The organism is Nocardia sp. NPDC003979, assembly GCF_053605015.1.
On the sequence record NZ_JBSGIJ010000017.1, the window covers coordinates 45,688 to 60,138 of the forward strand.

The following is a 14,451-nucleotide window of genomic DNA, read 5'->3' on the forward strand; positions in this document are numbered from 1 at the left end:
CGTTCCTACCGACGACGTACGTCGGCTTGCCATATTCGCAGGAGCGCCACAACGCTCACCGCCGTGGCGATGATGGTGAGGATGAACCAGAACCACAGCCACGCTGTGGGCAGTGGGACGAGTACGAAGATCGCGACCGGGTACATCACCGCTGCCCTACGCAGTCGCTGCTCGTCGGCCATCCGCTGACGCAGCTGTTGTGCAGCGGAGACTTCACCAGCGTCTGGTATCAGCTCGCTGACAATGATCCCGCGCCACACATGGAGATTCGCGGCGAAGGCTCCCACCAGGAACGTCAAACCCAACAGCTGCACCAATATCGGCGGTTCACCAGCGCCCGGGTACGAGAACGACAGGGTAATCACCCCCAGGACCACGGCGCTCACCGTCTCGATGAAGATCAGCCGCCGGGCTGGCCGCAGTTCCTGCAGACGGCGACCAGCCGCACCGTTGTTCATCAGACCGGAGTCACTGCGTCCGCTCGGATCAGCTCGTAGGCCTGCGGATCGAATGCCGCGGTCTCGCGCCGATACCGCCAGGTATGGCCCGGCCAGATCGTCGTGACATTGCCCCGGTGGTCCTGGTACCAACTGACACAGCCTCCACTGGCCCAGACCGATGGCTCGAGCGACTGCTGCAACCCGGCGTTGTATGCCGCCTGGACGCCCACGCGTACGTCGACGGCGGCGACACCCTGGCTCCGCATCATCGTCAAACAACTGATCAGATAGGCGATCTGCGATTCGATCATGTAGATCAGGCTGGTGTGGCCGACTCCCGTATTCGGTCCCGCCATCAAGAACAGATTCGGAAAACCCGAGACCGTCGTGCCCTTGTATGCCTGCTGACCGTCGCGCCACGCCTCTTCCAGGCTCCGCTTGTCGGTGCCGAAGACGATGCGCTGGAACGGACTGTCAGTGACGTGAAATCCGGTGCCGAAGATCAGTACATCCACGTCGTGGATTTCGGCATTCGCGCCATTCGTTACCACGCGCCCGGGCTCGACCCGGTCGATCGGTTGGGTGACGATACTGACGTTAGGCTGCGTCAACGCGGGGTAGTAGTCGTCGGAGAGCAGTACACGTTTGCATCCGAAATCGTAGTCGGGAGTGAGCGCGGCACGCAGTATCGGATCCGACACCTGTTTCCGCAGATGCTCTTGGGCCTCACGTCGACCGATCTCGAGCCAGGTCTTGTTGCCCATCAGCCCCGGCATCGATAGTCGCGCAGCCAGTACTCCCAGGCGCGCGAGATTCTGTCCAGCACCGGCAGCAGCCCGTTCAGCCGCTGCCGCCAGGCGGGAATCGCACGGTCGCGACGGGGCGTGATCCATGAGGGCGTCCGCTGGAACACCGTGACCTGCGCGGCCTGCCGTTGCAGATGTGGGATGAACTGCACAGCGCTGGCGCCGGTACCGACCACACCGACGCGAAGCCCCGCGAGGTCCAACTGGTGATTCCATCGCGCGGAATGAAACACAGGGCCACCGAATGATTCCAGACCTGACAACCTCGGGACGACGGGTTCGGACAAGGGCCCCTGGGCCATGATCAGAACGTTCGCGATCAGTGGCCCGGCGCTGGTCTGCACGTGCCACAGCTGGCGTTCGGTGTCCCAGTCTGCTCGCTCGAGAGCGCGATCGAAGTCGATATGCCGGCGCACGCCGAAGTCGTCGGCGCAATCGTTCAGGTAGTCGAGAATCTCTTGTTGTGGCGCGAACCGCCTGCTCCAGTCCGGCTTCTGCGCGAACGAATACGAATACAGCCGCGACGGTACGTCGCACGCGCAGCCGGGGTAGACGTTGTCGCGCCATGTGCCTCCGACCTCAGCGTCCCGTTCGATGACGAGCAAGTCGTCGAATCCGTTCTGCAACAACCCGATAGCAGTCCCGAGGCCGGAGAAGCCCGCGCCTACGATCAGAACTCCGACGTGGTTGGTCTCCGCCCTCCGGGGGCCTGTGGTTCGCGTGCTGTTCGGTGTCATTCGAATTCCTCACTAGTCATCTGCATTGAATCGTTCACATCTCGGGCTGTCGCGCCCTCATTGATCTATTGCAGGTCATCGATCCAATCTGTGAGCAGGCGCTTCACAAGATCTGGCTCATCGATCATCGGCACGTGGCCGACACCACCGATTTCGACCCAGCGGGCATCGGGAACCAAGGCGCGCCAGCCCATCCCATGCGGACGCAGCGGAATGATCAGGTCTTCTTCGGGCCATGCGATCAGAACCGGCGCGCCGAGCTCGCCATAGGACCGGGCCACCACCACGCCGGTGATGCGTTCGAAGATCGTCGCCGCGGCAGTTGCTTGCAACGAGGTGACAGCCGCTGCAGGACTGAGCTTGTCCGCTCGAAGTGCCACATCCCGAAATGCCTGCCGCCGTGCCCATTCGAACCGCATCATGAACGGAATCAGCCGATGGACTCGGCGGGTGAGCCACTGCTGGTTGGCGACCTTCCGGCTGATCGCCTCACCGTCCGCAGGAGTCCAGCCGCCGGCTGGGGAAATCGCGAAAACCGAACGCGCGCGCCCCCCGCCGCGCCAACTCCATCGCCACCAGCCCTCCGAGGGAGTTCCCAGCGATATGCGCGGTGCCGAACCCTGCCCGATCCATCTCCACCTCTACCGCATCCACGAGATCGTCCAGCGTGACGACAACGGTGAGCGCGGGGTTGCCGATGTGCGCCAGCAAGTTCGGAGCCAATACGCGATGCCGCTCGACCAGCGACGGAAGCAACGGTTCCCAGACCCGCCACGACATCGTCGCGCCATGTAACAGCACAACGGGTTCGCCGTCGCCTCCGAGAAAGACCGGTGCATCCGCTGAGCGCTGCGACGTCCAGCTCAGCATCGAACAGTCCTGCCGCGACAGGCCGTCCAACCCCTGCCATCAAGACCGTCGTTGCCGCCAAGCTCCAGCGTGCCCTGCCCGCCGTGGTGATCACCCACGGACTCGACGCCAGCAAATTCCGGCGTCACGACCCACCGATACCAATCGCGCCGATCATCAACGCGGCCATCGCCCCCTTCGAAAATGGACCCACAGCTATATCTATCGTAGATCGTACTCTCGTTAATCATACGAACGATAATACTGTGATACTTAGTTCCTGAGGTGAGAGGTACGTCTCACCGAAGACTCGCCGCGCAGTCACCTGACAACTGCCAATAAGTAGGGGTTACTCGCCAGCTGAACGAAGTAGGAGCATCCGATGCACCTGTTTCCCGAGAAGTTCGACGCTCTCGTCATCGCCGCCGCTGTCGCGGCCGCCGCCGCGACGCCGTCCGAGGACGAGGTCCGCCGGTACACGGACCGCGTCCTCGGACCAAGGCCGCCGATATCGCTGGAGATCCGGTCCTGCTGGCTGAACACGATCGCGACTGGGCTGCGGTCCCGGCCGCCGAGCAGGCATTGGCGGTGGGCCGAGATGCCGAAGCGCGTGGCGCGATCGCCGCTGCGGCGGAACATTTCAAGTCAGCCCGGCAGGTAGGCGACGGCGTGCCGCGAGCGGCGCTGTGCCATGCGCAACTGGGCCGCTACCGTCAAGCGCTGCACTACTGCGAGCTTGCGGCCGCCGAGGGGTTCGCCGAGCGGAGGACCGCCTTGGCCACTACCCGCACCCTTGCTGCCGCGTCGACTTCGCGCAACGGCGTCGGGCACCGCGCTACACCCATGCCCAGACTGGGATCAACGGTGCCCGAGTCGATCCCGACGACTCCGAGGACCCGAACCGGGAGTCGATCTCGGCTTGCGCGCTTCGATTCTGCGGTCACCGCCGCACCCATGATCACGCAATACGCGGTGTCGACGAACCAGGCCACCCACGGTTTCATCAACCGGCCATCGACATCGACCTCTACCGCGGCGTCCACATGATCGGTTTCCCATGCCGCATTGCGGTACTGGCCAGCGCTGGGCCGCCTGAGGAACACATCGAAGTTGCGTCGCGACCGCTCACCTTCGCGCAGACCTGCGATGTCGCCGCGTGTCCTCACGGATCGCACGATGGATCGTCGACAGACTCGGTGCCGGTGCGCCGCCGTCGGGTTGACGTTGACGCATTTCGCGGTGCAGTGCAGAGGCATTCCCACGCCACTAGGCCAACCGAACGCGTAGCTGGGCGTCGATCCGGAACCGTTCGCTCTCCGGTGACGTCGAGGCAAGCGCGCTACCGACCATTCGATCACGACTCAGGTTGTGTCGGTGTGCTCGTATTTACTGACACGAAGTGACGATCCGGTACTGACAGTTCAATGACGAGTCCCAGACAGCAGTAACCTCGCTGCTTGCAGTCCGCGCCCACAGCAGCAGCGCCGACACGGAGTTGACCGTCGATAGTGGCTGCTTGTGTGCGCGGATCGCCAGAGTCCCCTACCCACCAAGGAGGAGGACGCCGGTTGCGAGGAGCGCAAGAACCTTCACGGTTTCCAACCCGACGTAGACGTGATGCGCGCGTGAACGGGGAGCATCTTCGCCGTCCAGGACACGATTGGACCGACGCGTCAGCCAAGGACGAACACCTGCCATCTGCACGATAAGCACCACGACCGCGGTCATCGCGGCAGCTACTGCCGCGGCCCGCGCACCGCCGACGATGACGGTGAGGACCAGTATTGCCGCCCAGGCAATCTCGACGCGGTTCAGGGCACCGAAGACAAGTCGCCCGATTCCTAGCCCTATTCGCACCGTCACGTCGGGTGCCCGGAATTTCAGCGGCGCCTCCAGGAACGAAATGGCCAACACCATTCCCAGCCATAGGAAGGTCACCGCGATCGCGACCGCGTGCATGGTTGTCATGTGGGTCCTTCCGATCTACGCGCCGAGACGGTGAGGGCTCCCCCCAACCGTGGTGGCACGCTGTCATTCAGGGAAATTCAGCTCGGTCGCACCCCGAGTCGAGGAGTCGGGGTGTGAGCGGCGCGCTGCTCACACCGGGGCAGCCGCCCAGCTGTCCGGCCCGAAGACCTCGTAGTGAATGTTCTCCGGTGCCACGTCCTTGGCGAGTAGTGCCTCGCGCATGCCGAGCATGAACGGCAGCGGACCACACAGGTACGCCCTGGTGCCTGGCGCGATGGTGATCTCACCGAGGTCGGCGCGGCCCTGCCGAAGGCTTCCTTCGGGGCGGCGGGCGCCGAGGTCCTCGTACCAGCGGTGCATGACCGCGAACGGCAAACGCTCGACCAGTTCGGTCAGTTCGGCACGGTGAGCGTGGTTGCTGGGTGAGCGGTCGGCGTGCAGCACCGAGATCGGACGCGAGTCATTGGTTTCGGCGAGATGGCTGAGCATGCCCATCATCGGCGTGCAGCCGATACCGGCGGAGACAAGGAGCAGTGGCGCGTCGTCGTCTTGGAGCACCAGGTCACCGAACGGTGTGGTCACGTTCAGCATGTCGCCTTCGAAGACGTTGTGGAACAGGAAGTTCGATACTTCGCCAGCCGGGATAACTGACCCGTCCGCCAGCGTCTGGGCGTCGACGCGCTTGACGGTAATGCGCCAGTCATCGCGCGAGGGTGCAGAGGACAGGCTGTACTGACGGATCTGCCGCGCACCATCCGGCAGATGCACACCCACCGACAGATACTGCCCCGGAGCAAACGACGGCAGGGGAGCACCGTCTACCGACGTGAGCACGAAGGAGACCGTGTCAGCCGACTCGTGGCGGCGGTCGCGGACACGCACCTGACGCCAGACATCGCCCACCGCGACACCTGCAGCCTGGTAGAGCCCGGCTTCCATCGAGATCAGCGTCTGCGCCATCAGCCAATACACTTCGTCCCAGGCGGCAGCGACCTCGGGGGTGACGGCGTCACCGAGCACCTCGACGATGGCTTCGAACAGGTGCGTGTGCACGATCGCATACTGTGCGGGCTCGATTCCCAGCGACGCGTGCTTGTTGGCGATTCTGGACAGGATCAGATCGACACGGGCCTGATCGGGCTCCAACTGAAGAGCCGCGAAAGCGGCGATGGCCCCGGCGAGAGCCTTCTGCTGGCCGCCCTGTTTCTGGTTTCCGCGATTGAACAGGTCGCGTTCGAGTTCGGGATGGGCGGCAAACATCTTGCGGTAGAACAGCGTCGTGATGTCCTCGATGGCAGCACCGACCGCAGGCAGGGTGGCGCGGATCATCTCGGTCGCGGTGGGCGAGAGCATGTCATTCTCCGATTGTTGACGAAATGTGGGGGACTGCGCCGACCGGCGGAGGCAGGGCGAGCAGGACGGCTCGGGTGGGAGTCTGGGTGAGGTCGTCGATGGTGAGGGTGTCCAGCGACTCGAAGAACGCCTCCTGGGCGCGGCGCAACGCCGAGCGCAGCAAGCATCCCGAGCGCAGCGGGCAGGGATTGGCGCCGTCGCATTCGACCACTTCCGCCTCACCTTCGAGGCGCCGCGCGAGCCATCCCACCGAGGCGGTGTGACCGAGTTCGGTGATGGCCAGGCCACCCCCGCGTCCGCGTCGCGCGTCGACGATGCCGAGCTCGGAGAGCCGGGTGATCACCTTCGTGGCATGTGTGTAGGACACCGACAGCTCGTCGGCGATGCTTCGGCTTCCGGGGCGCTCACCATCGGCTGCCACAGCCAGGCGCATGACGATCCGCAGTCCGAGGTCGGTGAACCGGGTGAGCTGCATGACCAGACCGTACTTTAATTCGCAGATGCGATACTAGTTTTGTGACGGGTGTTACGCGCCGGCTCAATGTGTGCACGGGCCAAGTGATCCGGGGTGCTACCGGCCCCGCACCCCAACCCCTGAGCAAGGTTGCGGACACCACCTGCGGAGACGGTCGGAGAAGCGCTGGACTCGGTAGCGTGGTGGCGGTACCTCGAAGTGGTTGGGCTGCAGGTGAGCTTCGCCGGCGAGGATCGGTTTGAGCTGAAGACCCATGAGGAAGGTTGTGCACGATGGAGAAGATGTCCCTGACCGCCTTGGCGCGCCAGCAACTCGAGCTTGCCAGCGCCGCGTCGAGTGGCCGAAGCGCGCGCACGATTTACGGCGGTCATGAGCACGTTCTGCGCCAAACCTTGATCGCACTGGCGGCGGGACAACGTCTCGACGAGCACGAAAACCCGGGCGAGGCCACTGTTCAGGTCCTGCACGGACGGGTCCGGCTCACTGCCGGTCAGAACAACTGGGAAGGTCGTTCCGGAGACGTGTTGATCGTGCCCAACATGCGGCACTCGCTGGAGGCCCTCGACGCTGCGGCAGTGTTGTTAACCGTGGCGAAGCTGGGCTAGGGACCGAACGCATCCATCGTGGGCCAGCTCCGCGGCGTCTCGGCGCGGATGATGCGGGGCACCTCCTCCGACGATCGAATGCCTCGGCTGCGTGCTGGCGAGGCGATGGGTGCAATACGCACTTGGCAGGACATCGCCAGGCTTCGGCGTCGCGAGCTTGGTTACGGTGTGGTCTGGGTCAGGTCGAGTGTCGCTGACTGGCCTGCGACTCGACTGGTGTGGGTCCACGGAGGTGAGGAACTCAATGGCGGTGCCGAAGTCCAAGGCCGCGTTGCTCGATGCCATCGTCGACTGCTATCAGAAGCTGACTCTGGACCTCGGCCGCGTTGCGCCGCAACGGGCGCGGGAGTTGTCGTTGCCCGGGCATGCGGCGGGAACGATGATGAGCCCAGCTGACCTTGTTGCGTATCTGATCGGGTGGAACGAGCTGGTGCTGTCGTGGTTCGAGTTGCGCGCGCGGGGTATCGAACCAAGCTTTCCCACACCAGGATTCACCTGGACCCAACTCGGGGAACTCGCTCAGAAGTTCTATCGCGACCACGCCGCGGAGTCGTGGATAGATCTGCTGGCACGTTTCGCGGCGGCCGAAGAGCAGGTTGTCGCACTGGTCGGATCCATGAGCGACGACGAGCTGTACGGTGCGCCGTTCTATGGCAAGTACACTGCCGGCCGGATGATCCAGTTCAACACCTCCTCGCCTTACACCGACGCGCGCAAGCGTATTCGTGCATGGCTGCGCGAGCATCCAACCGTGCACTGATCAGGTTCGGCGGTCACCGCGACCGTCAGCCCGACACCCGGCAGGGACGGGGGTATCCGAGCACAAAGGGCCGAAACCGCAAGAGCGGCGCTGATACTGGCGATGGTGATCAGCCGATGCACTGCGGGTGATCAGCGGTTCGGTACTGACATCAGTTCGCCGGCTGCCAGCGCGGCCGTCGTGAACCGGCTTTCCAACTCTGCCGACTCACCCGGACCGAGGGTGAACGATCATGATCGGGCACTGGCCACATTGGATCAGAGCGTTGCTGGTGGAGCCGAGCTGCAGTCCGGGGAAGCCGCCGCGACCACGGTTGCCCACAACGACGAGCTGCGCCGATCTGGACCAGTCGATCAAATGATGGGATGGACCCGACAGGTAGACCTTCCGTTCGACGGCAATGTGCGGATACTTGTCGGTCCAGCCGGCCAGCTGCTCGGTGATCAGCTCGTGCGCGTCGGCTTGGGCGCTGCGGCTGTCGAGCAGGTCGGGTAGCCCAGCGAACCATCCGAACCGCAGGTCGCTCCAGCAGTGGACTACCACGAGTTCGGTGTGGCGTTCACAGGCTTCGGCGAACGCGGCTCCTACCGCAGCGTGGCTGGAGTCGCTGTCGTCGATTCCGACGACCACGGGCCCGGAGTCTCGGCTCGGCTGTTCGGGTTCGGAGCCGCGCACGACTACCACGAGGCCGTGTGCGTGGGCGGCGACGGCGAGCAGTGTGGAACCGAACAGGCCGCCTCCGCTGAGCCCCGCAGCGCCGAGAGTGATCAGGTGCGCGGTCGTGGATTCCTTGACCAGCACAGGGGCGGGGGTGCCGTCGACGGTTGCGGTTTCGATGACCAGCGCGGGATCGACGGCCTGGGCCAGCCGTCGCGCCGCGGCCAGGCAGTCGGCGCTGAAGTCGCGCATGGCCTCGGTGACCGAGGCCATCGGCAGTTCGTAAGGGTCGAGCAGGATGTGGGCGGCGGTCAAGTCGACAGCGTGGACGATTCGTAGGCGGCGATTGCGTGCGGCGGCTGTCTCGGCAGCCCATCGCACGGCCGGTGCGCCGACTTCGGAGCCGTCGATACCGACTACGACCGGAGCCTCTGTCGGCGGGTCGATGTGATGGGTGGTCATGACCTTGGTCCCTTCGACTGTTGGGCTGGCAGTGGTGCCCGGCAGGCCTCAGGATTCGCCGTTGGTGGTCGAGGGCAGGTGCTTGGCGCAGATGGCGTCGACGAATTCACCGACCGTGTGATCGGGTAGGCGACGGGCGAGGTCTGCTTCGGTGATGATGCCCACCAGTTTTCCCTGGTCGGTGACCGGTAGCCGCCGGATTTGGTGCTGTTCCATCACCGCCAGGGCATTCTCGATGTCGGCGCCGGTTTTGATGGTGATCAACTGCTCACCTTGGGCGAGTTCTCCGGCGGTGGTGGTCTTGGGGTTCTCGCCGTGGGCGATGACTTTGAGGACGATGTCGCGGTCGGTGACGATGCCGACCGGGTGTCCTTCGCCGTCGCAGATGGGTAGTGCACCGATGTCGAGTTGGTGCATCCGTCTGGCGGCGGTCTCCATCGTGTCGCGCACACTGATGAACGTGACGTCGGCGTGCATTACAGCGTCGGTCGTTGTCATGGGGCGCCTCCTGGATTCGGTGTTGTCCTCGGTTCCATCATTCGACCGGTGGCGGGTCGTCTACGAGGGCATATGGTCACCACGTCAGAGGAACTTCAGACAGTGGACGTTTCGGCCTGTGCAGACTCGCGACGAGGCCGATGCCGCTCATCTACGCGTCTCTCTGATCATCAGTACCGCCTTACCTGGCTGAATGCCTTGATTGATGCGATCGAGGGCTGCGGTGGTGTGCGCCCAGTCTTCGATCGAGCCGATATGTGGCGTCAGGGTTCCGGCCGCGGCCAGTTGGACCAGTTCCTCGAGGTCTTCCTTGGGATCGGTTTCGTCGTCGCTGTACACGAAGTGGGTGAATGAGAAGCCCTGTCCTGCGGTGAGGAAGGAGAAGAAGTCGAGCGAGATCGGTTCGCCGCTGGCTTGCCCGTACCAGACGACGTGGCCCCCTGGCGCGAGAGCGGCAACAGCGTGAGCGGCGGTGCGTCCGCCTACCGACTCGAAGACGACATCGAATCGACCACTCGGGGCGGCGGCACTGGCTGTGAATACGCGCCCCGGCGCCGAGTAGATGCCTCGACGGCTCGGTCTCGCGGACCATGGCATGGACCTCCGCGCCATGTGCGCGGGCCAACTGCACCAACAGATAACCGACACCACCGGAAGCGCCGGTGATGAGAACCCGCTGACCGTGGAGGTCACCTGCAACCCGAATCAGCCGCAGGGCAACCATGCCCGCCAGCGGCAATGCCGCCGCGGTCGCCGTATCCACTGCCTCGGGTAGCGGCACCAGCCTCTTCCAATCGACTGAGATCTGCTCAGCCCCCGCGCCGCCTTCGGGCAGGTGCACGACCACGCGAGTTCCCTCCGACGGTCCCGATCCGTTGCCAGCAGCGCCGATAACGGTTCCGACACCGTCGATGCCCACGCGCCATCGGCCCTCGGGTGACTTCAGATACAACACGTCGGCTCGATTCAAACCGAACGCCTCGACTCGTACCAGGGCGGTTTCGGCGCTACTCCGAGGTGGATCGGTGTGCTGCAGCTCGACGGCCAGCTCGGCTGTCTGTGTCTGAACGAGGTGACGCACCAACTCTCCTGAAAATGAGAGTTGAACTTCCAGTTCTCGACTGGTAGCGACAAAGTAGGAGTAGGTCTACCGTTTCGAGTAGGGTCGGAGCATGAAAGAGCGTCGCGACGTCACACGAAACAGGACGAAGATCCTGGCAGCCGCTCGTGAGGTCTTCCGTGACCAAGGCCCTACCGCATCCAACGATGCTGTAATCTCCGCAGCCCAGGTCGGTGTGAGCACGTTCTACCGGTACTTCCGAACCCGGCACGAGTTGTTGTCGGCCGTACTGACAGAGCTGGCTTCGGAGGCGGAGACGGTAGCCGAGCGAGCCCGCGACATCGACGACCCATGGGCCGCGTTCGCCGAGGTCTTTCGGCGCGGGTGCGTGCTCGAGGGCGCCGACCTCGCACTCTTCTACGCCGTGGCCGACGAGTCACACGAGCTCGCAGCCCAAGCCGCTGAGCTGACAGAGGCGATCGTCGGGCCCAGTGTGGAGCGTGCCCGGGCAGCGGGGATGCTCGATCAATCGGTCGACGTCCACATTGTCGTCGATCTGATGAGCGCCGCGCACAGCGCACCGTGTCCGGTGCGCCGAGATACCCGCGCCGAGGTCATCCTTGCGGGACTACGTCGGCGCTCTGGAGGCGAACAGCCCGATGATTGCGGAGCTGCCATCCGTTGATCGGGAAGACCGGCGGCGTTGTCCTGGTGGGTCAGGGTGGGGTGTTACGGCCACGATCCAGTGGCAGCGATAGGAGGACTCAGCGCGGTCCTTCGCGGCTCGTTGGGAGTCGACATCTTTGCTGTGTCCGGTCCGGCGATGGGGCATCGAAACTCGGCCTGATTCCCGTGTCGGGCTCGGCGGCGTTTGTCAGGGCAGGGGAGGAGCATGGCCCAGGCCGTAGCGCCCCACCGCCGCTGCGCTCGTGACTGCCCTCGGGCAGCGAAAGACCGACCTCGAGGTGATGATTCCGTCCGAAATGCCCTCACCTCAGGGTCTTCGGTTTCTGGTGTGCGAGGCTCGGGTGAGGCGATGATCGCAGTCATGACCGTCTCGGCGAACTATCAAACCTCTGGAATCGGTGCATCCTTGGTGGTTTCGGCGCTGCGCGTACCTTTGCTGGCGCGGCTGGTGCCCCATGTGGCCGAGCTGCGCTACCGAGGACGACGGTCGGGACGGCACATCGCGCTGCCGGTGCAATGCGCGCACATCGGCGACACCATCGTGGTGCGGGTCGCGCGTGCCCAGTCCAAAGCCTGGTGGCGAAACTTCACAACACCGCACCCGATCTCGATACACCGCGATGGCCGAGGGGTGGAGGCGATCGCCCATGTGGCTTTTGTGGGGACTCTCGAGCACGAGGAGCTCTCGGCGTACTACCAGCAGGTCTTCCCCCACTGCGAGGTTCCCATAGCAGACCCGCTCGTTGTGATCGAGTTGCCCACACACTGCGCTGCCATCGGCCGGCAGCGAGACCGCATGCCTAGCGACCGGTTGTGGCGTCGGTGGAGATGACAGTGCGGTAGGCGAAACGGTGGGTCGCGCAGTGACTCGTGTTGAGGTCATGGATGGTTCGCGCGCACCGATGGGTCTGGCCACCGCAGCCCAGATTGGCTGTGCGGGCTGCTGGCAGCGTCCTCACCGGCTCTCTCTGGTAGCTCGGACAGCCCTTTCGGGCTCGTCGTAGCGATCGGCATCGCCGGCGGTGTCGTGAATGGCGCAGCGATCGTCTGGTTGCTCGTCGCCATCCTTGCCGCGGCCACCGTGTCACCGGGCGCGCCGAGAAATACGCAGTGAGCACTGCTGCCAGCACCGCCGTCTCGGCGGCGGCTGTGGCGATCAGCGGCCAGGTCATCGCTGTTGTCCTCCTTCGCGATCGGCGCCTTCGATCACCCGCCGATGGCCACTGTCACGCCCCGATGCCGCATCGCGAGAACGCCGCGACCGCCGCTGTGGTCCGCGCGCTGACCGACGACGACCCTGACACCACCCCGCGCTGATCCCGCGGGCTTCGGCGTCAGGTTCGGTTACGACCCTGCTCTGCAGGGCGGTCTGCTGGTGTGTCCACACGGCGGGGTCCTCGGGCGACCTGGGTTGCTGTAGCCCGGTCGGTTCCGCCGAGCACGGCGCGCTTGCGGCCTTGGTCTCAGGGGATGTAGTCGTGGGGTTGCGATGGCTTGCTCGTGTGCAGGTGGTTGTCGAGGCAGCGTTCGGTGATCGGTTCGAGCTCGGTGAGGATTTCACGTTGTGTCAGATCATGGTGCATGGTGGTGGTCTGTCCTTGTGCAGTCGATGAGGCGAATACCGGCGACGATGGTGGTCTCGATTTCGATGACCGAGTCCATGGTCTTGTCGACCCAGGGGGTCAGAATGCGCTCGTAGCGGGCGATGCGAGCCGGGTCGGTGACCGGGCGCGCGAGCCCGGTCACCGTGACCGACCAGCCGAGACGGCCGATGGGGTCGATGTCGTCGGCTTGGTAGGTGACCACCACCGCGGAGTTGGCGCGGACCGCGGTTGTCAGTTTCGAGGTGATTCCGGTGCGCACGATGACAGTTTCATCGTTCTCGACGAGATGATTGACCGGTCGGACGGCCGGCAGGGCATCGCGCATGAACACGATCCGGCCGAACGGTGCCGAGGCGAGTAGCCTCAACGCGGCGTCGCGGTCGAGGTCGATGACGCGCCGGTCCGGTTCGGTGTCGTTCACGAGTCCATCCCTGTCTGTGCGGCGGGTCGAGAAGTTGGGCGCGGGCCGGGCTGCGGCGTACCCGGCGAGGACATGGGCTCCACGATGGTCAGGTCACCGTCGTGGCGGCGGTACAGCAGCCGGCCCCGCCGATCATCGGCGGCGGAGAAGAACAGGTGCGGTAGCCCGTAGGAGCACAGGCGATCGGCGGCCTCGAGGTCGGTGAGCTGTAGTGCAGGACGGGAGCTGACCGAGACGGCTATCGCGTGTGGTGCGGTCGGCGGCTGCATTCGATGCTGGCGGGCCAGCCGCACCCCGAGGGGGCCGGCCCAGTAGACGATCGCGTCTTCGCCGGTCTCGGCGTCGGTGAACAACTCGACGTCATAGTCCATCGCGTCCATGACCCGCACTGCGGTCTGGACGTCGACGGTGGCCAGAGTGCAGCGCTTGCGCCGGACGATCCGGCGAGGTCCGGTCACCACAGCGAGGGCTGGTCGCGACGGATCGGGCCAACACCGCATCGTCGCGTTCGCAGAGTCCAGCCGCGTGAGCAGACGGTCCAGCCGCTCGGCGGCGATGGCCGCCGCGAACTCACGAGGGCCGGCGATCTGGATTCGGATCGGCTCGTGGTGTCGATGACAGTTCAGTTGGATCAGCTGTTGTGCCCCGGCATCGGAGGCGGCGGTGACTCGCACCCGTCCGTCGCTGATGCCGTGGCCGCGAAGTACATTGCCGATCTGGCGGGCTGCGCGGGCGGTCGTGGTGAGGTCGACCGGTCCGTGAGTGGTGACCGTCAGTCCCGAGTCCAGATCAGCTGAGGGCTGTTCGGTGGCTGCCACGCGACGCGTCCCCGCTTTCATGTCATCGAATTGTGTGTGGTCTGTCTGGTGCCTACATCACCATCGCGGCCCCGCCGCTCCGTAGGGCTGAAAGACACATCACGAGAGGACCTTCGGCCGCGCCTGCGATGGCACGGACGCAACGCGAACGGAGCTCCCGGTTGCCGCCCCGCGAGGGCCGCCCGGTCGCCTACCGCGAGGAGCGCTGCAGGGCCCTGTTCAGCTCGTGCACGCTGCCCCATACTGGCGTC

19 protein-coding genes and 1 pseudogene are annotated in these 14,451 nt (G+C 64.8%); 5 read left to right on the top strand and 15 right to left on the bottom strand.

Annotated elements, in window-relative coordinates:
* Positions 1-5: 5 nt before the first annotated feature.
* The 9 genes from ACWEVR_RS27165 to ACWEVR_RS27205 all read right to left on the bottom strand — a co-directional run bounded on the left by ACWEVR_RS27165 (position 6) and on the right by ACWEVR_RS27205 (position 6,628).
* Positions 6-458: a hypothetical protein gene (locus ACWEVR_RS27165; RefSeq protein WP_378666670.1), complete on the bottom strand. Its 453-nt coding sequence runs from the start codon at positions 456-458 to the stop codon at positions 6-8.
* Complete coding sequence (locus ACWEVR_RS27170) at positions 458-1,204, bottom strand: flavin-containing monooxygenase (protein WP_452469229.1); 747 nt, start codon at positions 1,202-1,204, stop codon at positions 458-460. The genes ACWEVR_RS27165 and ACWEVR_RS27170 overlap by 1 nt, the downstream gene beginning before the upstream one ends.
* Positions 1,204-1,983 (bottom strand): flavin-containing monooxygenase, encoded by a 780-nt coding sequence (locus ACWEVR_RS27175; RefSeq protein WP_452469230.1) that lies wholly within the window; start codon positions 1,981-1,983, stop codon positions 1,204-1,206. Before ACWEVR_RS27175 ends, ACWEVR_RS27170 begins: the two co-directional genes overlap by 1 nt.
* Positions 1,984-2,048: 65 nt before the next feature.
* Positions 2,049-2,405: an alpha/beta fold hydrolase gene (locus tag ACWEVR_RS27180; protein ID WP_452469231.1), complete on the bottom strand. Its 357-nt coding sequence runs from the start codon at positions 2,403-2,405 to the stop codon at positions 2,049-2,051.
* Positions 2,406-2,472: 67 nt separating this feature from the next.
* Positions 2,473-2,853, bottom strand: coding sequence for an alpha/beta fold hydrolase (locus tag ACWEVR_RS27185; RefSeq protein ID WP_452469232.1), 381 nt, complete (start codon positions 2,851-2,853; stop codon positions 2,473-2,475).
* A 704-nt stretch (positions 2,854-3,557) separates the two neighbouring features.
* Positions 3,558-3,998, bottom strand: coding sequence for a hypothetical protein (locus ACWEVR_RS27190; RefSeq protein ID WP_067488167.1), 441 nt, complete (start codon positions 3,996-3,998; stop codon positions 3,558-3,560).
* A 376-nt stretch (positions 3,999-4,374) separates the two neighbouring features.
* Positions 4,375-4,800 carry a hypothetical protein gene (locus tag ACWEVR_RS27195; RefSeq protein ID WP_067488169.1) on the bottom strand — a complete coding sequence of 142 codons (426 nt, stop codon included), beginning with the start codon at positions 4,798-4,800 and terminating at the stop codon, positions 4,375-4,377.
* A 129-nt stretch (positions 4,801-4,929) separates the two neighbouring features.
* Positions 4,930-6,153 carry a globin domain-containing protein gene (locus tag ACWEVR_RS27200; protein WP_378666665.1) on the bottom strand — a complete coding sequence of 408 codons (1,224 nt, stop codon included), beginning with the start codon at positions 6,151-6,153 and terminating at the stop codon, positions 4,930-4,932.
* A gap of 1 nt (position 6,154) precedes the next feature.
* Positions 6,155-6,628 (bottom strand): RrF2 family transcriptional regulator, encoded by a 474-nt coding sequence (locus ACWEVR_RS27205; RefSeq protein WP_067488172.1) that lies wholly within the window; start codon positions 6,626-6,628, stop codon positions 6,155-6,157.
* A gap of 272 nt (positions 6,629-6,900) precedes the next feature.
* On the opposite strand from ACWEVR_RS27205, the gene ACWEVR_RS27210 reads away from it, so the two are divergent.
* The gene (locus tag ACWEVR_RS27210; protein WP_067488174.1) at positions 6,901-7,233 is read left to right on the top strand and encodes a cupin domain-containing protein; all 333 of its coding nucleotides are present in this window, start codon (positions 6,901-6,903) and stop codon (positions 7,231-7,233) included.
* A gap of 244 nt (positions 7,234-7,477) precedes the next feature.
* The gene (locus ACWEVR_RS27215) at positions 7,478-7,993 is read left to right on the top strand and encodes a ClbS/DfsB family four-helix bundle protein (protein WP_452469233.1); all 516 of its coding nucleotides are present in this window, start codon (positions 7,478-7,480) and stop codon (positions 7,991-7,993) included.
* Positions 7,994-8,200: 207 nt separating this feature from the next.
* Here the strand turns inward: ACWEVR_RS27215 and ACWEVR_RS27220 are convergent, their stop codons facing one another.
* From ACWEVR_RS27220 to ACWEVR_RS27235, 4 genes and pseudogenes are all read right to left on the bottom strand, one after another.
* Entirely contained in the window at positions 8,201-9,112 is a 912-nt protein-coding gene (locus tag ACWEVR_RS27220; protein ID WP_067488178.1) for a universal stress protein, read from the bottom strand.
* Between the two features lie 48 nt (positions 9,113-9,160).
* Complete coding sequence (locus ACWEVR_RS27225) at positions 9,161-9,610, bottom strand: CBS domain-containing protein (protein WP_067488180.1); 450 nt, start codon at positions 9,608-9,610, stop codon at positions 9,161-9,163.
* A gap of 147 nt (positions 9,611-9,757) precedes the next feature.
* Positions 9,758-10,303, bottom strand: coding sequence for a zinc-binding dehydrogenase (locus ACWEVR_RS27230; protein WP_133734200.1), 546 nt, complete (start codon positions 10,301-10,303; stop codon positions 9,758-9,760).
* Between the two features lie 88 nt (positions 10,304-10,391).
* Positions 10,392-10,691: pseudogene (locus ACWEVR_RS27235) on the bottom strand (alcohol dehydrogenase catalytic domain-containing protein); the annotation flags it as partial.
* Positions 10,692-10,782: 91 nt separating this feature from the next.
* Between ACWEVR_RS27235 and ACWEVR_RS27240 the strand changes: the two are divergent.
* The 3 genes from ACWEVR_RS27240 (at position 10,783) to ACWEVR_RS27250 (ending at position 12,674) form a co-directional block, all read left to right on the top strand.
* Positions 10,783-11,355 (top strand): TetR/AcrR family transcriptional regulator, encoded by a 573-nt coding sequence (locus tag ACWEVR_RS27240; RefSeq protein WP_084476169.1) that lies wholly within the window; start codon positions 10,783-10,785, stop codon positions 11,353-11,355.
* Positions 11,356-11,706: 351 nt separating this feature from the next.
* On the top strand, positions 11,707-12,189 hold the full coding sequence (locus ACWEVR_RS27245; RefSeq protein WP_452469234.1) for a hypothetical protein: 483 nt from the start codon (positions 11,707-11,709) through the stop codon (positions 12,187-12,189).
* Between the two features lie 278 nt (positions 12,190-12,467).
* Complete coding sequence (locus ACWEVR_RS27250; RefSeq protein ID WP_133734201.1) at positions 12,468-12,674, top strand: hypothetical protein; 207 nt, start codon at positions 12,468-12,470, stop codon at positions 12,672-12,674.
* Between the two features lie 255 nt (positions 12,675-12,929).
* On the opposite strand, the gene ACWEVR_RS27255 is transcribed toward ACWEVR_RS27250, so the two are convergent.
* Complete coding sequence (locus ACWEVR_RS27255; protein WP_067488188.1) at positions 12,930-13,382, bottom strand: pyridoxamine 5'-phosphate oxidase family protein; 453 nt, start codon at positions 13,380-13,382, stop codon at positions 12,930-12,932.
* Positions 13,379-14,221, bottom strand: coding sequence for a sigma 54 modulation/S30EA ribosomal C-terminal domain-containing protein (locus ACWEVR_RS27260; RefSeq protein ID WP_452469235.1), 843 nt, complete (start codon positions 14,219-14,221; stop codon positions 13,379-13,381). Before ACWEVR_RS27260 ends, ACWEVR_RS27255 begins: the two co-directional genes overlap by 4 nt.
* Positions 14,222-14,451 lie beyond the last annotated feature (230 nt).